Origin of the sequence: Marinobacter sp. S6332, from assembly GCF_023016045.1 — a bacterium.
In the GTDB taxonomy this organism is placed as follows: domain Bacteria; phylum Pseudomonadota; class Gammaproteobacteria; order Pseudomonadales; family Oleiphilaceae; genus Marinobacter.
The window spans coordinates 363381-379789 of the sequence record NZ_JALKAP010000004.1 but is presented as its reverse complement, the minus strand read 5'-3'; the positions used below and the strand labels follow the sequence as shown (position 1 = coordinate 379789).

15 protein-coding genes and 1 pseudogene are annotated in these 16409 nt (G+C 50.6%); 11 read left to right on the top strand and 5 right to left on the bottom strand.

What is annotated here, in order from left to right; translation table 11 throughout:
* The first annotated feature begins 2 nt into the window (after positions 1–2).
* Both MWU62_RS08460 and MWU62_RS08455 read left to right on the top strand, forming a co-directional pair.
* Positions 3–755, top strand: a complete 753-nt coding sequence (locus tag MWU62_RS08460) for a response regulator (RefSeq protein ID WP_247114429.1) — start codon at positions 3–5, stop codon at positions 753–755.
* 15 nt (positions 756–770) lie between these two features.
* Positions 771–3200 (top strand): ATP-binding protein, encoded by a 2430-nt coding sequence (locus MWU62_RS08455; RefSeq protein ID WP_247114428.1) that lies wholly within the window; start codon positions 771–773, stop codon positions 3198–3200.
* 38 nt (positions 3201–3238) lie between these two features.
* On the opposite strand, the gene MWU62_RS08450 is transcribed toward MWU62_RS08455, so the two are convergent.
* Both MWU62_RS08450 and dcm read right to left on the bottom strand, forming a co-directional pair.
* The gene (locus tag MWU62_RS08450) at positions 3239–3910 is read right to left on the bottom strand and encodes a hypothetical protein (protein ID WP_247114427.1); all 672 of its coding nucleotides are present in this window, start codon (positions 3908–3910) and stop codon (positions 3239–3241) included.
* Positions 3858–5507 carry a DNA (cytosine-5-)-methyltransferase gene (dcm, locus tag MWU62_RS08445; RefSeq protein WP_247114426.1) on the bottom strand — a complete coding sequence of 550 codons (1650 nt, stop codon included), beginning with the start codon at positions 5505–5507 and terminating at the stop codon, positions 3858–3860. Before dcm ends, MWU62_RS08450 begins: the two co-directional genes overlap by 53 nt.
* Positions 5508–5952: 445 nt before the next feature.
* On the opposite strand from dcm, the gene MWU62_RS08440 reads away from it, so the two are divergent.
* Positions 5953–6978 carry an alpha/beta hydrolase gene (locus tag MWU62_RS08440; protein ID WP_247114425.1) on the top strand — a complete coding sequence of 342 codons (1026 nt, stop codon included), beginning with the start codon at positions 5953–5955 and terminating at the stop codon, positions 6976–6978.
* A gap of 15 nt (positions 6979–6993) precedes the next feature.
* Here the strand turns inward: MWU62_RS08440 and MWU62_RS08435 are convergent, their stop codons facing one another.
* Positions 6994–7194 (bottom strand): hypothetical protein, encoded by a 201-nt coding sequence (locus MWU62_RS08435; RefSeq protein ID WP_247114424.1) that lies wholly within the window; start codon positions 7192–7194, stop codon positions 6994–6996.
* Entirely contained in the window at positions 7194–7655 is a 462-nt protein-coding gene (locus tag MWU62_RS08430; protein ID WP_247114423.1) for a hypothetical protein, read from the bottom strand. The genes MWU62_RS08435 and MWU62_RS08430 overlap by 1 nt, the downstream gene beginning before the upstream one ends.
* Before the next feature lie 268 nt (positions 7656–7923).
* Here MWU62_RS08430 and MWU62_RS08425 point away from each other — a divergent pair, with 268 nt between their 5' ends.
* Positions 7924–8673 carry a CLCA_X family protein gene (locus tag MWU62_RS08425; RefSeq protein WP_247114422.1) on the top strand — a complete coding sequence of 250 codons (750 nt, stop codon included), beginning with the start codon at positions 7924–7926 and terminating at the stop codon, positions 8671–8673.
* Positions 8670–8813: pseudogene (locus MWU62_RS08420) on the top strand (DNA polymerase V subunit UmuC); the annotation flags it as partial. The gene MWU62_RS08425 and the pseudogene MWU62_RS08420, both read left to right, overlap by 4 nt.
* Positions 8814–9088: 275 nt before the next feature.
* Here MWU62_RS08420 and MWU62_RS08415 read toward each other — a convergent pair.
* A complete protein-coding gene (locus MWU62_RS08415; protein ID WP_247114421.1) occupies positions 9089–10189 on the bottom strand; it encodes a PilT/PilU family type 4a pilus ATPase in 1101 nt (366 codons plus the stop codon).
* 761 nt (positions 10190–10950) lie between these two features.
* Here MWU62_RS08415 and MWU62_RS08410 point away from each other — a divergent pair.
* The 6 genes from MWU62_RS08410 (at position 10951) to MWU62_RS08385 (ending at position 16400) form a co-directional block, all read left to right on the top strand.
* Positions 10951–11349, top strand: coding sequence for a hypothetical protein (locus MWU62_RS08410; protein ID WP_247114420.1), 399 nt, complete (start codon positions 10951–10953; stop codon positions 11347–11349).
* Complete coding sequence (locus tag MWU62_RS08405; RefSeq protein ID WP_247114419.1) at positions 11346–11714, top strand: hypothetical protein; 369 nt, start codon at positions 11346–11348, stop codon at positions 11712–11714. The genes MWU62_RS08410 and MWU62_RS08405 overlap by 4 nt, the downstream gene beginning before the upstream one ends.
* Positions 11715–11891: 177 nt before the next feature.
* Positions 11892–13202 carry a DsbA family protein gene (locus MWU62_RS08400; protein ID WP_247114418.1) on the top strand — a complete coding sequence of 437 codons (1311 nt, stop codon included), beginning with the start codon at positions 11892–11894 and terminating at the stop codon, positions 13200–13202.
* 489 nt (positions 13203–13691) lie between these two features.
* Positions 13692–14774 (top strand): tRNA dihydrouridine(20/20a) synthase DusA, encoded by a 1083-nt coding sequence (gene dusA, locus MWU62_RS08395; protein ID WP_281494833.1) that lies wholly within the window; start codon positions 13692–13694, stop codon positions 14772–14774.
* 128 nt (positions 14775–14902) lie between these two features.
* Complete coding sequence (tal, locus tag MWU62_RS08390) at positions 14903–15871, top strand: transaldolase (RefSeq protein WP_247114417.1); 969 nt, start codon at positions 14903–14905, stop codon at positions 15869–15871.
* 64 nt (positions 15872–15935) lie between these two features.
* Positions 15936–16400 carry a TerB family tellurite resistance protein gene (locus MWU62_RS08385; protein ID WP_247114416.1) on the top strand — a complete coding sequence of 155 codons (465 nt, stop codon included), beginning with the start codon at positions 15936–15938 and terminating at the stop codon, positions 16398–16400.
* Positions 16401–16409: the final 9 nt, after the last annotated feature.

Sequence of the window (16409 nt, the reverse complement as noted above, 5' to 3'; positions counted from 1 at the left end):
AGATGGAGAACAGACGAGTTTTGATTGTTGAAGATCAAGAAGCCGACCGCATGCTACTTTCTGCTTATCTTCAACAAAACGGTTGCCAGTTACTCTATGCTTACGATGGCCTTGAAGGTGTCGAAAAAGCTCGGGTCTGGCAGCCAGATATAATATTAATGGACTCGGAGATGCCCCGTTGCAGTGGCCACGACGCCTGCAAAATAATTACCCAGGACCCGAGAACCCGTGATATTCCAGTTATTTTTATCTCAGGTATGACTGCGCCTGAACACCGCATTAGAGGGTTACTTGCGGGCGCCGTTGACTACATAAATAAACCCTTCGATTTTAATGAAGTTAAATTGCGGCTCGCGATACATCTGAGGCACAAACCACCAGCACAGGCCCGCAAAAAAAGCTTAGAGGCCGAGACGGCTGCAACAAATAACCGGCATATGATCGTGTTTCACTCCACTCGCACCCATTTGCTAAAATCGCTATCCGTTACACCGTCGATGAAAGAGCTAGAGAAATTGACAGGAACGAACAGCAAACACCTGAACGCAGCATTCAAAGCATGCGCTGGAACAACAGTTTATGAATACCTTCGAGAGGAGCGTATGAAGGAAGCCAAAACCCTGCTTCAACAAACACATCTCGCCGTTCAGGATGTGTCTCATCAGGTTGGCTTTTCAGACAGCGCTAACTTCTCCACTGCGTTCAAAGAGCGCTTTGGGCTAACTCCGCGAGACTTTCGAAAACAACATAGTTGAGACCGGGAACACATTTTGACCAAACGCAATTGGATTGCCACATGCGTCGCCATTTTCGCCGCTTTTTTATTAACCTTATCGACCATTTCACAGGCACAGACCGAAATCTACTCGAACCCCTACTTGGATCTAGCCACACAGCCAGATGGTAGTGAACTGATTGAATTCATGCAGGCAATCTCCGGCAACAATGCCATTCAAAGCCTCAATGACGCCCAAAGTGCCGTAGACTGGATACAGCCTGAAGCAGGCACCTTGAGCGCCACACGCCGCCATGCGACCACCTGGCTTAAAACGACCTTGCACAACAGCAGCAACCAGGCACTGATACGCTGGCTGGCTATAGAGCCTTGGCGCTTAAATAAGGTTCATGCCTATTTTGTTGAGCCAGTTACCGGAAGAACACTACATCAAACAGCCACAGGTCTGGATATCCCGCTGCAAAATCGTGCTGTTAACAATGGCAAAACCATCATTCCGGTGCGGCTCAATGCAGGCCAAACCCAGCAACTGTTTCTAAAAATAAATAGCGACAACCTTCCTTTTATTAGCATAGAAAGCTGGGAGCCAGTGCCCTACTCAGAAACACTCACCGAAAACCGAATCTTTCTGGCGGCTTTTTTTGCGGGCATTCTCACACTTCTACTTATTCTTGCCTTCCAGCTCAACGCCAGCCTCTTAGTAACAGGTTCATGGTTAATGGTGGCATTTATACGAGAAGCCGAGAAAAACGGCTTTTTCACCAACTACCTGCTGCCATCACTCGAAAGTTATTCGATCAATTTAAGGGTGACCGCAGCCATGCTTTCTACACAACTATTTCTGGCCACCTCTGTTTTCATCCTAGGCCTGAACCACCAACGTGGCTGGCGCAACTATCTGTTGCTGACAGGTGCTGCCGCAGCTGCCATGGCATGCCTTACATTTATTGTCGACGGCAGCAGTATAAGAAAGCTGGGAATCCTGTGCCTAACCGGCTACATGATTACCTGGCCGTTTATTATTCCCGCAGCTCTGAAAACTCGGCCCGCTGGGCTAAGCTCAATACTATTGATGCTGTTGCTGTCAGTTTATTGGCTGACCACATCGTTTCTGTTGCTGGGTTACACCTTTAATTTCTACTACACCGCCCTCTTTGCGCCTTATCGCCTTGGTATCGAAACTGCCACCGCGCTGGTTTTGATACTAATCTACAGCTGGCAACAAAAACATCAGATCCGAACAGCAAAAAATGCACTAAAAGCCCAGGAAATAGAGAGCCGAAAGTCTCTGGAGTTGACCGTCAAACAACGTACGGAAGATTTAAGGAATGCTCTGGAAACAGCACGCAAAGCCAGCCAAGCAAAGGTAAATTTTCTGGGGCAAGTAACCCACGATTTGAGGTCGCCACTAACCGCCATTCTCGGCTATGCGCAGCTTCAATCTGCTGATGCTGTCGATGCTCGAAAAGCCACACAGGTTATTCTGGATAGAAGCATATACATGAAGGATCTCATCGATGGTCTGGTTGACTATGCTCATGGCATTTCAACAGCTTCTGATGAGCCGCAAGACATCTACCTCATAGCGTTTATCGACAACCTTGTTAACCATGCACACATCATCGCTGGCAAACAAAACAATCGTTTTCAGTTTAAAATCGAGACAGATTTACCAACTGTAATTCGCTGCAGTAGTAAACAGTTGCAGAGAATTTTGCTCAACCTTCTGGACAATGCAGCCAAGTACACTCAAGGCGGTGAGTTTTCTCTTGCCGTTGCCCAAACCTCAAACCAACAGCCGTCGCTGATTTTTCGTGTGAGTGACACGGGGTGCGGCATCTCTGCTGACGATCTCAAAAAAATATACACCCCGTTCTATCAAAGTGCCGAGGATAACCCCGGTGCTGGCCTTGGCTTGTCCATCTGTTTTGAACTCGCGGAAAACTTGGGTGGTAACCTTGAGCTGAAAAGTGAACCAGGTAAGGGGACCACAGCCACTTGTACGATTCCTTATGCTACCGGAGAAGAGCGTCTGGCAACGCCATCACTTGCAGCCGTACACGATTTACTTCCCACGTTTGATGCAAAAGGCCAAAAAGCCTGGGTTGTGGAGGACTCTGAACCTGTTAGAGAATTGCTCGACGATGAGCTAACCGCTATGGGATTTGACGTTGAGTTTGCGACGACCGCAGAAGCCTTTGCTCAGAGTGTGAGCGGCAGTGCCCCTGCAATCATTGTGTCAGACTACCAACTACCAGGCGCTTCTGGTGATGAAGTTCTTCGGATTGCACGCAGCCAGTGGCCTAAGGTGCCCGTGATACTCCTATCGGCAACGCAAAATAGCAATCCGCGCCCTGAAAAAGGCTCGCCTAAACGCTTTAGCGCTTACCTATCTAAACCTGTGGACCTTTTTGAACTGCGTATGACGCTGGCAGAGCTCTGCAATCTGGAACCGGAAGCATAAACGATCATTATTCGAGCTAAAAAGCCTATAACTGCCCATTAATTGACTAACTTTCCACCTGCCCGCATTTTTGAAACTTTGGCGATGAGAGTATGGTCTGGCGTCACGACCTTAATCGGGCAAGATTTCACACCCCTAAAAATCTCTATCGTTTCTTTTACTGGAATAAGCTGCCCAACCTGCACGTTTAAACAATCTGTCCAGAATTTGGTCCCGTTACGCCAGTCTGTTTCGTCCTTGAAAAATCGAATTCCGGCTTCGCTTATCTCGCCATAGCTGATGGCGCCTAAAATATATGCATGCTCATACTGGCGTATGCTTCCGGGCTCTTTATTATTTTTTCGATGAAGCGATATAAACAAAAAATAATCGGGCATTTGGTGGGAGTGGTTATACAGCGGCACTGTGGCTTCATAGTGTATCTTTGGCACCACAGTTCTATCTTTCGTTTTAACGTCGATCGTCAAGCGGTTATTGATTAGGTAATCATGTTTGGTTTCGTTGAGCTGAGAGGTAAAGCCTATGTTTTTCGCTCTCATCCAATGTTCAGCGATAACCTCGCCCAAGCAACCAACAACGTTTGCTTCTTCTTTTCTTCTCGAATAATCAAAAACCGGTAACCTCGATGCCCTAAGCTCCGCCTCTGCGTATATCCATTCAGGTATGCTTAGCATCCGCGTGTACCAAAGGTTCCGCCATACTTCGTTCATCACGTAGTTCCTTTACGTTCAGTCTTTTCAAAAGATTGCCAACAGCCTCGCCAAGGGCTCTCCCCAGTAGCGGCGGGACAGCATTACCAACCTGCGTGTATTGGGGCACTTCGTACTTGCGCATTTGGCCTCCGGTCGTCACCTTAGACCTAAACGCAAAACCATCCGGGAAGGACTGGATTCTCGCCATTTCTCTAACAGACAAGGTTCTAAGCTCATCGTGATCATAATGACAAGCATCATCCGGAATGGACAATGCTGCAGGGGCTGGTGAATCCGCCGTTAGCGCCTTTTGCGTCTGTTTTTTCGTGCCATGGGCCTTTAAATAGTTTTCCAGCTCGGTTTTGCTCTGGAAAAAAACGTATTCGCCCGCATCAGAGAGAAAATCGAAGCCCATGACCCTCTCGGCAACATCAGCAGGCAGCTCTTCCCTTTCCCCTTTCAGCAGCGCTTTCACGATGCGCTCATCCGATCGCGACACTTTCTGTAGCATCTGATAGATCCGAAAGCGGCGCTTAACATGCTCTCCATTTTTGCGCATTTCATGGTTTTCCATGTCGTGCTCGGGGATAAATGGAGTAAACACCCGGTTGATCTGCCGTACATACTCAGACGGCAACTCCGGGGCGTGGACTTTAAGATCGTCAATAGCATCACGCACGGTTCTCACACTATCTCGATAAGCAACCAACGGGCGGAGAAATGATTGCTCGTATAGCTCATGGTGCTGAGGTTTATCAGCATCGAAATAGGAGATATCACCGAATGCCACAGGCTGGCCTTGCGTAATATTGAGATAAAACTGGTGAGAGGGTAAAACAAGCTCTCGCTCTATGGCGCTGAAGGTGGGTTCCAGCTCCTCATATATATCTGCACGGGTGGCTAACATGATGAATCTTGGCCGGTTCTGCGCCACACCGGCAAGCTTGGCGTTTACATGAAGACAAAGCGGAACATAGCCTACAACCGCAAAAGCCTTTGCCACTTCGAACCAGGCGTGAAATTCTTGCCCCTCTTCTTTGAACGCCCGCAAGATGCCCGTAACGTTTTCGAGCAACGCAAATTTCGGCTGGGTAAGCTCCACAAACTTTGCCATTTCCCATGGAAGGGAATTGCGTTGGTTGGTTCGCTGGCGCAGCCCGGCCAAGCTGAAACTCTGGCAAGGCGGCCCACCTGACACCAAATCCAAACCACCACGACCAAAACTGCTTTGCAGGGCATCACGGCGCTCTGGTGCCGCCTCAAGAAACCGGTTTAGCTCAACTATACTGCCAACAACCAATGCTCCGTCTAAGTCCGCCGGGCCGTTTATATCGCTCTCACCTTCAGGGTAAGGCGGGAATTCGTGCGGGTTTTCACGCAAGCGGTTGTGCAGATTCGATTTAGGGAATTGGCTGCTTAACCACTTGGTTCGTTTTGGTAAGCCAAACCCCTCCTCTCCATCCGCCATGGCGCGGAGGTTTTCATCCAAAAAATTATACGCAAAGGTTTCCGCAGCCATCGGCGAGAGTTCGTTAGCCATAACGAGTTCAAATTCAACAGATTCAAGGCCGAGACCCAAACCGCCACAACCGGCAAATAACTCGATATGGTTCACTTACCAACACCTACAACATGAGACTTTGACGGGGGATTTTACGGTAGCCGGGGTGAAAAGTCCAGGTATTTAGGGCGCAGGGTAACCACATAGCTACCGGCGTAGCGGCTGGCACACGCCTAAGCCACTTCATCAAGGTATTTCAGCAGGGAGCCACTGAACTAACACTCAGAGTCAGCGATATTGCGGCAACCGTCAACCTCAGTGCCTTCGCCATTTGCGTGCCCCTCACAAGCCGCCTCACTCGAGCAAACAACACCTTGTGACCCCCCTCACAGACCCAGAAAATTAAAAAACTATTTTAAAAGATGTTTTTTCTTTTAAATCAAACGATTAAATCTAACATGACTTAAATGGCCACACACCCTTAGGCAATTGCGTCAATGGCTTAAACCGGTCTTGCTGCGAGGCTAGCCACAAGATCGAACAAATCAGGATTAGCCCAATGTTCACAGCCAACTATAAAAATTCCCGCCTGCTGTCACTGCTAGCGCTGTTGCTTTTCGTTGTTACCCTATCGGGCTGTTCTGCCATCGGGGCATCCATGAAAGCGGCACCCACCCTAAGTCACTGGGGAGGCTTGATCAGCATGGATATGGAGGACCTGGAAAGCAGGTACACGAATGAATACTCGAAATTCGTGAAGGTGAACGGCTACAACATCCACTATCAGGATCGCGGTCAGGGCGAGGTCGTCATTCTTATGCACGGCATCTTTTCATCCCTGCAAACCTGGGACACATGGATTGACGAACTTTCAAAAAATCACCGGGTAATTGCACTTGATATGCCAGGCTTTGGCCTGACTGGCGGGCCAACAGAGCTAGATGACTTCAACGAGGAGCACGCGCTGGATGCCTTCGAGAAGTTTGTGAATAAGCTGGATTTGAACAGCGTTTCGCTCGCCGGGAATTCTTTGGGGGGTTATATTGCCGCAAGATACGCAGCCCGAAACCCCGGGCGCGTCAATAAGCTGATTCTTCTCGACCCTTTCGGCTACCCGCAAGATACACCCTGGATACTCAGCATTGGTACTCTCCCGCCCGTTGCGTTTATTGGCAATTACATTCAGCCAGCTTGGATGGTAGCGCTAAACGTTGCCTGGGTTTACGGCGACTCAGACCGTGTAGCTCAAGAAGATTACATACGCTACGTTCACATGAACCTGCGCCCGGGCGCAAAACCTCTGTACGTTAAAACCCTGAAAATGATCGAAGCCCGAGCTGAAAATTTCGAGCCAGCGCCGTTTAACCGCATTACCGCCGAAACACTTCTGATGTGGGGTGAAGAGGACGCATGGGTACCTTTGGAGCTTGCCGACAAGTGGATGGCAGATATCCCGAAAACGGAACTTATTGTATACCCGACAGCGGGGCACATTCCGATGGAGGAGTTGCCGGAGGAAACGGTGAAGGACGCTGCGCTGTTTCTACGGCGGGGCTTGGGGGCTTTTGCTCAGCGCGATGGATGAACTGATAGAGCCCGATCAGTCGTTCCTATCTTTAGCTCCAATCTTGCGGGCCTTGCGCTTACGCTGGTAGCGCTGGGCCCAGACCAAAACCACCAGAACGGAGTAGATATAGATAACCCACATACCCACCACTTGAAACACGCCCCAAGCAATGATCGAGACGAGTAGGCCCACCATTAGCAGAGCAAGATCGTCTTTGATCCTAGCCTTAGCCATCACGCGCACTCGAAAAGTTTATGTTGGTGTCTAACTTTGACAACAAAAGATTCGCGGTTGGAGTGATTAACATCATAGACTTCTGGGTGACGGATATAGAACTCTTTATACCCTTTAAATTGCAGATTGTTTTTTTCAATATAACCAATCACATCAATCATACGAGTGCCGCAACCTAAGCTTCGACCGGTAGCTACCGCTGCACTGCCAATTGCCGCGCCTGCATATCCTATGAGTAACAAGCCTGCACCGATGATTAATTTCTCGCCAGTGAAGGTTGCGCCCGCGAGCGTTCGCAATGCCGTCTGACCACCAAACTTTCCGGTCAGTTCTACCGATGCACTAGCAACACCGAAGGTAGTCATTGAAGCGTCAAACCAAGTAGAAGGGGATGGGAGCCCTAAAGCGTCCATATTTTCGTTGAAATACTTCTGGAAATCACCGTTGTTGTAGCAGGCCATGTAACAAATCCTTTGTTAGTGTTGATCGTCCTGAACCAAAAGATAAAACCTTTCAAGCTGCGCCACAAGTGCACCTGCACACTACACTTGACGCTCCAAACGCTGCCGGTGGCCGCCCCACAGGAATAGCATGGGCTCACACAGCGCCAAAACACTGTATAAAAAAACAGTTTTTGTGTGTAATATGCCCGTCACACATCTTGGCGACCATAAGCCGCTCTCTCACCAATGCCATTCCGTTTTGATCGCTCAAACGTGGAGGATATTCATGACGATCTCTCACCCCATCTCTTTTATTACGGTACGGCGCCGATTCGATTTCCGAGGCATCGAGGTCGGCCGCTGGGTGACACCAGCAGAGCGGGATCGTGCGGCTGATCGGTTTTACAGGGCTCTGTGTGATCTGATGACGACTTTGCAGGGGCCAGAAAACCTCATATCTCTTCGTGGAACTCTCGGCATGCAGTACGGCATTGGTGGTAGGCCCGGGGTGTCTGCCCACTATATTCCCGCAACCCGACAACTGGCACTCGCAAAGAACGCCGGTGCCGGTAGTCTGGCTCACGAGTGGTTCCATGCCTTTGATCATTATATGGGGAGCAAGGCGTTCCGCGATTTGGGGAAGTTCGGGTTTGCCTCCAGCGGTTGGCTGGGAAGCGCCAAACAAAAAGAGCACCCGTTAAACGACCTGCTCAGCACCTGTTTTCAAACCATCTTGCTCACTGAAGACGGAACCGCGCCCAGCCCATTGTTCCAGGCGTCACAGGTGGCAGACAGTCAGATGAAGGTGCTGTATTACGCCAAACCCGAAGAGCTCTGCGCCCGGTCTTTTGAAGCATTCATTGAAGACAGTACGCCCGCAAATCCCTTTCTGGTGCGTGGCACTGTCTACTCCGATGAAGCCAAAGCAGGCCTTTATCCAGAGGGTGTTCATCGCCAGCGAATCAATGAAGCCTTCCAGAACTATTTCGTTGCGCTGGGCGCAGCCCTGTATCGCGAGCAGGCCAAAGCCGGATGAAGTCGCCAGTCTTCGCCCTGGTGGATTGCAACAATTTCTACGCATCGTGCGAGAAGCTGTTCCGGCCGGATTTTCGGCATCCCCCCATCGTGGTTTTATCGAATAACGACGGTTGTGTGGTTGCACGCTCCAGAGAAGCCGGAACAGCGGCTTATGCGATGCGAAGGGAGCATTTGTCGCCGGCGAACACAACGGCCTGAGGGGGAGCTGCCAATCGTTTGGTGATGTGTAATCCCCCCAGAAAATAATCGAGGTTTTGAGTAGAGACTTTTACAATGACCGCAAAGGCCGCAAAGCGGACATTCGGATGGATAGATCAACACTCACCTTTGGAGAAATTCAGCCTCTTTTTTTAGGCACGTCAGCAGTAAAGGGGCAGGATTCCTCCTAGCCTGAGATTGATTAGCGTTTCCTATCAACCCTGAATACTGAAAGTATCCTCTCCAGAACCGAAAACTCCTGTTTCCAGACGTATCTTCACACCAAGATTATGACGTGAATCTGCGTTGGCCAAGGCCACTTCCTGACTGATCCTACCCTCGCTAAAAAGCTCCATGATGGCCTGATCAAAGGTTTTCATACCCTGTTCGGGGCTCTTCTCCATAATGTCTCCAATACCATCAACTTCCCCCTTATTAATCAGATCCTTTATGTAGGGACTGGCCAGCATCACCTCAACGGCCGCTACACGCTTGCCATCTTTTCCTTTCAACAGGCGCTGGGATACAACGGCTTTCAGATTCAGACTCAGATCCATGAAGAGCTCACGATGTGCATGTTCGGGGAAGAAGTTCACAATCCGGCGTATCGTCTGGTCCACATTGCTGGCATGCAGCGTTGCAATACAGAGGTGACCCGTTTCAGCATAGGTCAAAGCATGCTTCATGGTTTGCCGGTCACGTATTTCACCAATCATGATGACATCAGGCGCCTCTCGCATGGCCCTGCGAAGCGCCTCTTCATAGGAATGAGTATCGACGCCGACCTCTCGCTGATTCACCACACTCTGCTTATGGTGATGGGTGTATTCGATCGGATCTTCGATGGTAAGGATGTGACCTGCTTTATGGTCATTCCGATAATCAATCATCGACGCCAAGGTAGTTGACTTACCAGACCCGGTCGCGCCGACCACCAGAATCAGGCCCCTAGGCTCCATGATCAGTTGTTCCAGTACTCGAGGCAATCCTAGTGCTTCGAACGAGGGTATTTCTGTTTTAAGATGGCGGATAACCATCGCCACCTCGCCCCTCTGCCAGAAAACATTCACCCGGAATCGCCCGACTTGGCTTACCCCGACAGCCATGTCCAACTCCAGATTCTTCTCGAATTCCGAACGCTGCTTGTCGTTCATAACGGAGTAAGCCAACTCCTTCACAGAGCCAGCAGGTAGGGGCTTCTGGGTGATAGGGCCAGTTTTTCCCTCTATCTTGAGCATCACCAGCGCGCCGGTTGAAAGATATAGGTCAGATGCACCTTTATCAGCCATGACTTTCAGGTAAGCGGGTAATTCCACAACAACTCCTGGAGATATCAAGATCAGGAAAAACGAATGAGGTAAACCTCGGCCACAGATGTAAAGCTCGCACGGCCCTTGCTCGGCGCAAGCCTCGTCAGAGGCATCATACCTGAGGCAGGCGCCTGCTTTTTAAGCTCACCCACTGACGCTTGCTGTAGCGGCAGCGGACTCCCGGTAGCACCATTATTCTTACGATACTCGGACTCCGACTGATATATCGACACCTGTATAAAACAGCAGTTTACCCCAAGAATAGGGCTCTATCATCTAATCTGTTGACCGCCGTTGACTTGCTTGAAAGCTCTGGAAAAAAGCCCCGACTCGAATGTTCGCTTCTGTTTAGAACCAATCCAATCCTTCTAAAAAAAGCAGCCCTTCAACATTTCAAAAGCACAAGCATTGTTTGACCAATATCGTTCAAGACTCTGGCCCCAACATCATGTTCCAGGCGATACCGAGTACTTGCACACTCATTGATTCAAGGCTTTTGGTTTGAACATACCCGGAACCCTGATCTTTGGTTTGCACATACCTCAGGTGCTCGTCAGGCAGGCACCAAACCCTCCCCTAAACCGACACGAATCAGCTGGTAGAGGTCCGTCTACTGCTGTGCATCGGGCTCTCAGGCAATGACGAACCGGTCTACATTACTCGCTCGAATCATACGACATGATTTGTCGCACCCTTAAGTTACAGTCCCAACAACTCCTCGATGACTTGGCAATGAATACGGCAAGCCAATCACCAAAGGAACCACCATGCACGACTTTTCAACCATTCTTGCCCAGCACGGGTTCACATCTGAACAATACGACTTTGATTCCACCATCGCCGGTTTCGATTACGACCTGCAGTTCGCTTTGTTCGATCAAGACAGCGTTTTCGATATCGAGAAATCAAACATCGTTCGCCAATGGGACAACCCCAGCGCATACCTGCGCTGCGAACTGATTACCCGAAGCTGCGATACAAACAGCGCATTAACATTTTTCCTGCAGCGCTGGGTGTCCGAACTCAGGTACAACACAGTAACCCGTGAAATACTGGACATTACTCAGGAGCAAAACACCGTTGAAATTCGCGCCCTGATCATAAGCCCACACAACGCGATGTCTTTTGAAATCCATATTCTGCCACCTATCGAGGAACGCCTATGAACCGCTTTAAAAAAGAAGAAGCCCGCGCGCACCAAAAAGCCCGTGAAGGTTTAACCGATGCGGAAATAAAACTCGTAGACGAGCAAGATGCCCTGAACAAGAAGGTCTCAGGAATAGCGCGAACCATTCATATTGAGTGGTTTCCCGAAGAATACGACCACCAGATGGACTCCATTGCCGATGCTGCAGATCGAAGAAGCGGGATTAACCCTATGAATGCCGAATACACCAAAGAAGTGAACGAGCGTCGTAAAAAGCTTGGTGTACAGCCCCTTGGATCGAACGGAATACCGACGTCTAATGAGAGCTGGGACATTGCCTACAGTGAAGCCCGCAAACAAATAAAACAATCGCTTAAGAGCTAATATCCCGGATATCACTCCCAGAGCTCACGGTCATCGCTCCGGGAGCTCTGGGTCAAGTGAAACTGTCCATCCACCCTAATGGCTAGTAACATAACTACCTGATCCATCAGTCGCTATCCCGGCTCCCACGCAGTCGCTGGCATCAACTCCATCAATAATAAAAAGAAGGACTGTCTTATGCGCCGCCCTGTCAACGCGGACCTTATCCCCTGGGTCGCCCGCGCACTGTCCAGTTCACCCCGCTACGTGTTGCAACGATCTATTCAAAGCGTTCGTGCGAGGGTGCGGGGCGAGAGCGATCTTATTCTGGTTTTCGTGAATCCTCGTGACCCTTTTGGACTCCCCCTGCTGCAAGCTCTCCTCGAACTGCAGGAACGTTTTCGGGTTCGTTTTCAACTCCATACCGTTTGGCAGCAGGATGACGAGATTTTCCCGGAGCCGTCGCTCTGGCATAAGTGGGCTCAGCAAGATGCAATCAATCTTGCCAAACTGTATAACTTCACACCGCCTTACCGGCCTACGCCACCCTCGAACATCGAATTAACATCCGCCACAACTCGGCTGCTCAATGCCGAAAAAGCTGGCGAAGGGCTCAGCACTGCGGCCGGAATATTGACGGATCTCTGGAGTTCAGAGGCCCACAGTGGGTCAGTTCTGGAGCCATCAGATCATCACAACCAATCCCTGCTCGAGAATGAAAAGCTGCTTCGGCGGCTCGGGCACTATCAAGGTAGTATGACTCGGTACCTTGGCGAGTGGTTCTGGGGCGTTGATCGTCTGGATCATCTTGAGCGCAGTCTCACAGATCAGGGCCTGAAACGAGACAACGCCGCTGCCATAACGTACACCCACACATGGGCTGACTTAACGAAGAACGCTGTCAGACTTCCCGACCACTCTTCTGAGCCTGGTACGGCCTTAGAGGTATTCTTTTCCATCCGTAGCCCCTACTCCTACCTCGGACTTGAACGGGCGATTCAGCTGGCAGAAGTCTGGAACATCCCTCTCCATCTTCGGCCGGTGTTACCCATGGTGATGCGCGGGCTATCGGTGCCTGATGCCAAGAAATGGTACATATTTCACGACACCAAAAGAGAAGCCAGCAAGCTGGGGCTTCCCTACGGTTTTGTCGCTGATCCTCTCGGGCCAGGGGTGGAACGATGCTACGCTCTGTTTGAATACGCCCGCTCGCTGGGCAGAGAAATTGAGTACATGCGCACCTACGCTCGGGCAGTCAATGCCGAAGGCATCCGCTCAGAAACCGACACTGGCCTCAAGCTGATCGTAGAACGTTCAGGACTGGATTGGCACAAAGCCAAAGCCCTGTTGGACGACCAAAGCTGGCGTGAGTGGGCAGAAGTTAATCGTCAAGCGATGTATAACTGCGGGCTCTGGGGTGTGCCGAGCTTCCGGTACGGCGATGTCACCTGCTGGGGCCAGGATCGGCTCTGGGTGATCGAAAATGAAATTAAAAACAAGTCAGCTTAATGGAGTTTCTTAACCCGCAGGAAGAGGACGTTTTATACGTTCAAGCTCCCGACGACTATTCCAGTCTTTGGCCAAGGCTTTTCGATCAAATGTGCGACTCTCCTGATACACAGTTTTGCCATCACGCTTGACCCTCACGTCAGCACGATAGGCTTTGCTGCCATCTGCGCGCTTTCTGGCGCAACGGCCTGTTCCTAACTAAAGGATATCTGCCGAAAACCGGCATTTGTGACGGGAAACGTACTTTTTCGACGACATCAGGAGCCCATCGGCTAATACTCATAGGGGGGGTACCAACCCAGTACACCGGCTAAACCGTTTTCCTGATAGAATTGGGGATTCGAAAGACCCGTTCGAACGAAGCGTTCAGGCCGCAAACTTTCTTTTGGAGGCTGGCCAGACACGGGGCCAGATTTGGGTGCTACAAGCCCGAGTCTGTAGCACTTTTGTAGCACCGAGACCCTAAAAACGGGCAGAATTGAGCAACAAATGATCAAAAACACAGCTTCAGAAAACGGCCAAAACCACCCCTCAACCCTTGAAAACACTGGGCTTGAGCCATCCCGCCGCTTTTGCGTCGCGCCGATGATGGATTGGACCACCCCGCATTACAGGTATCTTGCTCGCCTGCTTAGCCGACACACCCTACTTTACACCGAGATGGTCACCACAGGCGCCTTGATTCACGGCGATACTGAGCGGTTTTTACGCCATGACCCTACTGAATACCCGTTGGCGCTTCAGCTAGGTGGCAGTGATGCACGCGAGCTGGCTCACTGTGCGCGGCTTGCCCAAGAGTTTGGTTTTAGCGAAGTAAATCTGAACGTTGGCTGCCCTAGTGATCGCGTTCAGAACAACATGATTGGCGCCTGCTTGATGGGGCACCCGGATAAGGTAGCCGAAGGCGTTCAGGCGATGATTGAAGCTACTCGTCTACCGGTTACAGTCAAGCACCGTATTGGCATTAATGGCCGCGAGTCCTGGGACGAGCTTTGCGAATTTATTGAGAAGGTCGCCGCTGCAGGCTGTCGCACCTTTATAGTGCACGCACGCATCGCTATTCTTGAGGGGCTAAGCCCGAAGGAAAATCGTGATGTTCCGCCTCTGAAATACGACTGGGTTTACCGACTGAAACAGGCGTACCCGCACCTTGAAATCATTATCAACGGCGGCATCAAAACCTTCGAAGAATGCCACCAACATCTGGAACATACAGATGGTGTAATGCTGGGCCGCGAGGCGTATCACAACCCTTGGCTACTGGCTGGCGTAGATTCAGAATTCTTTGGTAGCGAGCCCCCTGTTGCTTCGCGCCACGAAGCACTCAGGTCGATGTATCCGTTTATTCAAAGTGAGTTGGAGCGCGGTGTTTTCTTAGGCCACATTTCTAGGCACTTACTTGGGCTTTTCCACGGAATGCCCGGCGGTCGCCAATTTCGCCGCCACATTAGTGAAAATGCTCATAAACCCGGTGCGGGCTTGGAAGTGATTCAGACGGCATTGGAGAAGGTTCAAGAGCCAGAAGAGCCTGCACAAACGGAAGCCGCAACGAGTGCCGTGTCACAGCCTTAACGTTGTATTGCCAGAACCTAACGTTTTGCTGTCTTGTTCCTGCCTTTACAGCCCGTTATTGTAGAAGCACAACCCGCATCCGGGAGTCGGATGTGCTGATAAAAATATCAATCGGGACGACTATACGAATGACCAACAAGCTCGACCAACTGAAAACCATGACCACCGTAGTGGCAGATACCGGCGATATCGATGCTATTGCGCAATGGCGCCCTGAGGATGCCACCACAAATCCATCGCTCTTATTGAAGGCAGCTGCATCTGATGCCTATAGGCCCATGCTTGAAAAAGCCGTTGCTATGGCACGTAAACAGGGTGGCTCAGACTCAGAGCAACTAACCTTAGCCACGGATATGCTTGCCGTTCTGGCGGGTCAGGAAATACTCAGCCTGATACCCGGTGTGGTGTCTACCGAAGTGGATGCGCGTTTATCTTTTGATACCGAGGCCACACTCAAGCGGGCACGCCGCCTGATCGAACTGTATGACCAGCAGGGCGTGGATACCAGTCGGGTCCTCATCAAGATTGCATCTACTTGGGAAGGTATTCGCGCTGCGGAAATACTTGAGCAGGAAGGCATACGTTGCAATCTCACACTTCTGTTCTCTTTTGTTCAGGCCGCTGCCTGCGCCCAAGCTGGCGCTTTTTTGATTTCACCTTTCGTGGGACGCATTCTGGACTGGCATATTGCCAATAGCGGCCGCGACCACTTCCCTGCTGCAGAAGATCCCGGCGTACTATCGGTGGCGCGAATCTACAACTACTACAAAGCAAATGGCTTCAGCACTGTGGTTATGGGCGCTAGCTTTCGCAATATCGGCGAGATCGAAATGCTGGCGGGCTGCGACCGGCTTACAATAAGCCCTGCATTGCTACAGGAGCTGAAAGACGACAACGGCAAGCTGGCGCAACAGCTGACAGCTACCGGTGCCTCTTCAACCGATGGCTTTGGAATTCTGGATGAAAAGCGCTTCCGTTGGGAATCCAACGAAGATGCTATGGCCACCGAAAAGCTTGCAGACGGCATTCGCCGCTTTACTTCCGACCAGATTGAATTGGAAAACCGGGTTCGCCAATTGGCCAACAAAGCTGCCTGACTAGCAATATTCGTTTGGCCCGATCTCGGAGCACCCTTAATCCACCTAAATAGCCGTGCAGATTATGATTGAGAGCCTGAAAAAACTGTTTAGTGCGCCGGAAACGGAGCATCATAAACCCGATGACCACCAGCTTGCGATCGCAGCCACTGCTTTGATGGTTCAGCTTTCACGAGTAGACAGTGATCAGGATAAGCGCGAGCTACAAGTTATCGTGGATTGCGCCGTCAAAGCCCATCAGATAACTCGTGAAGAAGCGGAAGAAATACTAGCCACTGCGTTAAGTCAGGCCGAGGATGCCACTTCACTTTATGAGTTTACCGGGCAAATAAACGATGCACTGGATCAAGACGGTAAGCAGGCACTACTGGAAAGCATCTGGCACGTTGCTCTGGCAGATGATCGCATCGACAAATACGAAGAACACCTAATTCGCCGTATTGCTGATTTATTGCACCTTAACCACAGGGAATTCATGCAGGCACGGCACAAGGCTGAGAGCGCCCGCTCTGAGTCTTTAGATCATTAAGGAGATCGC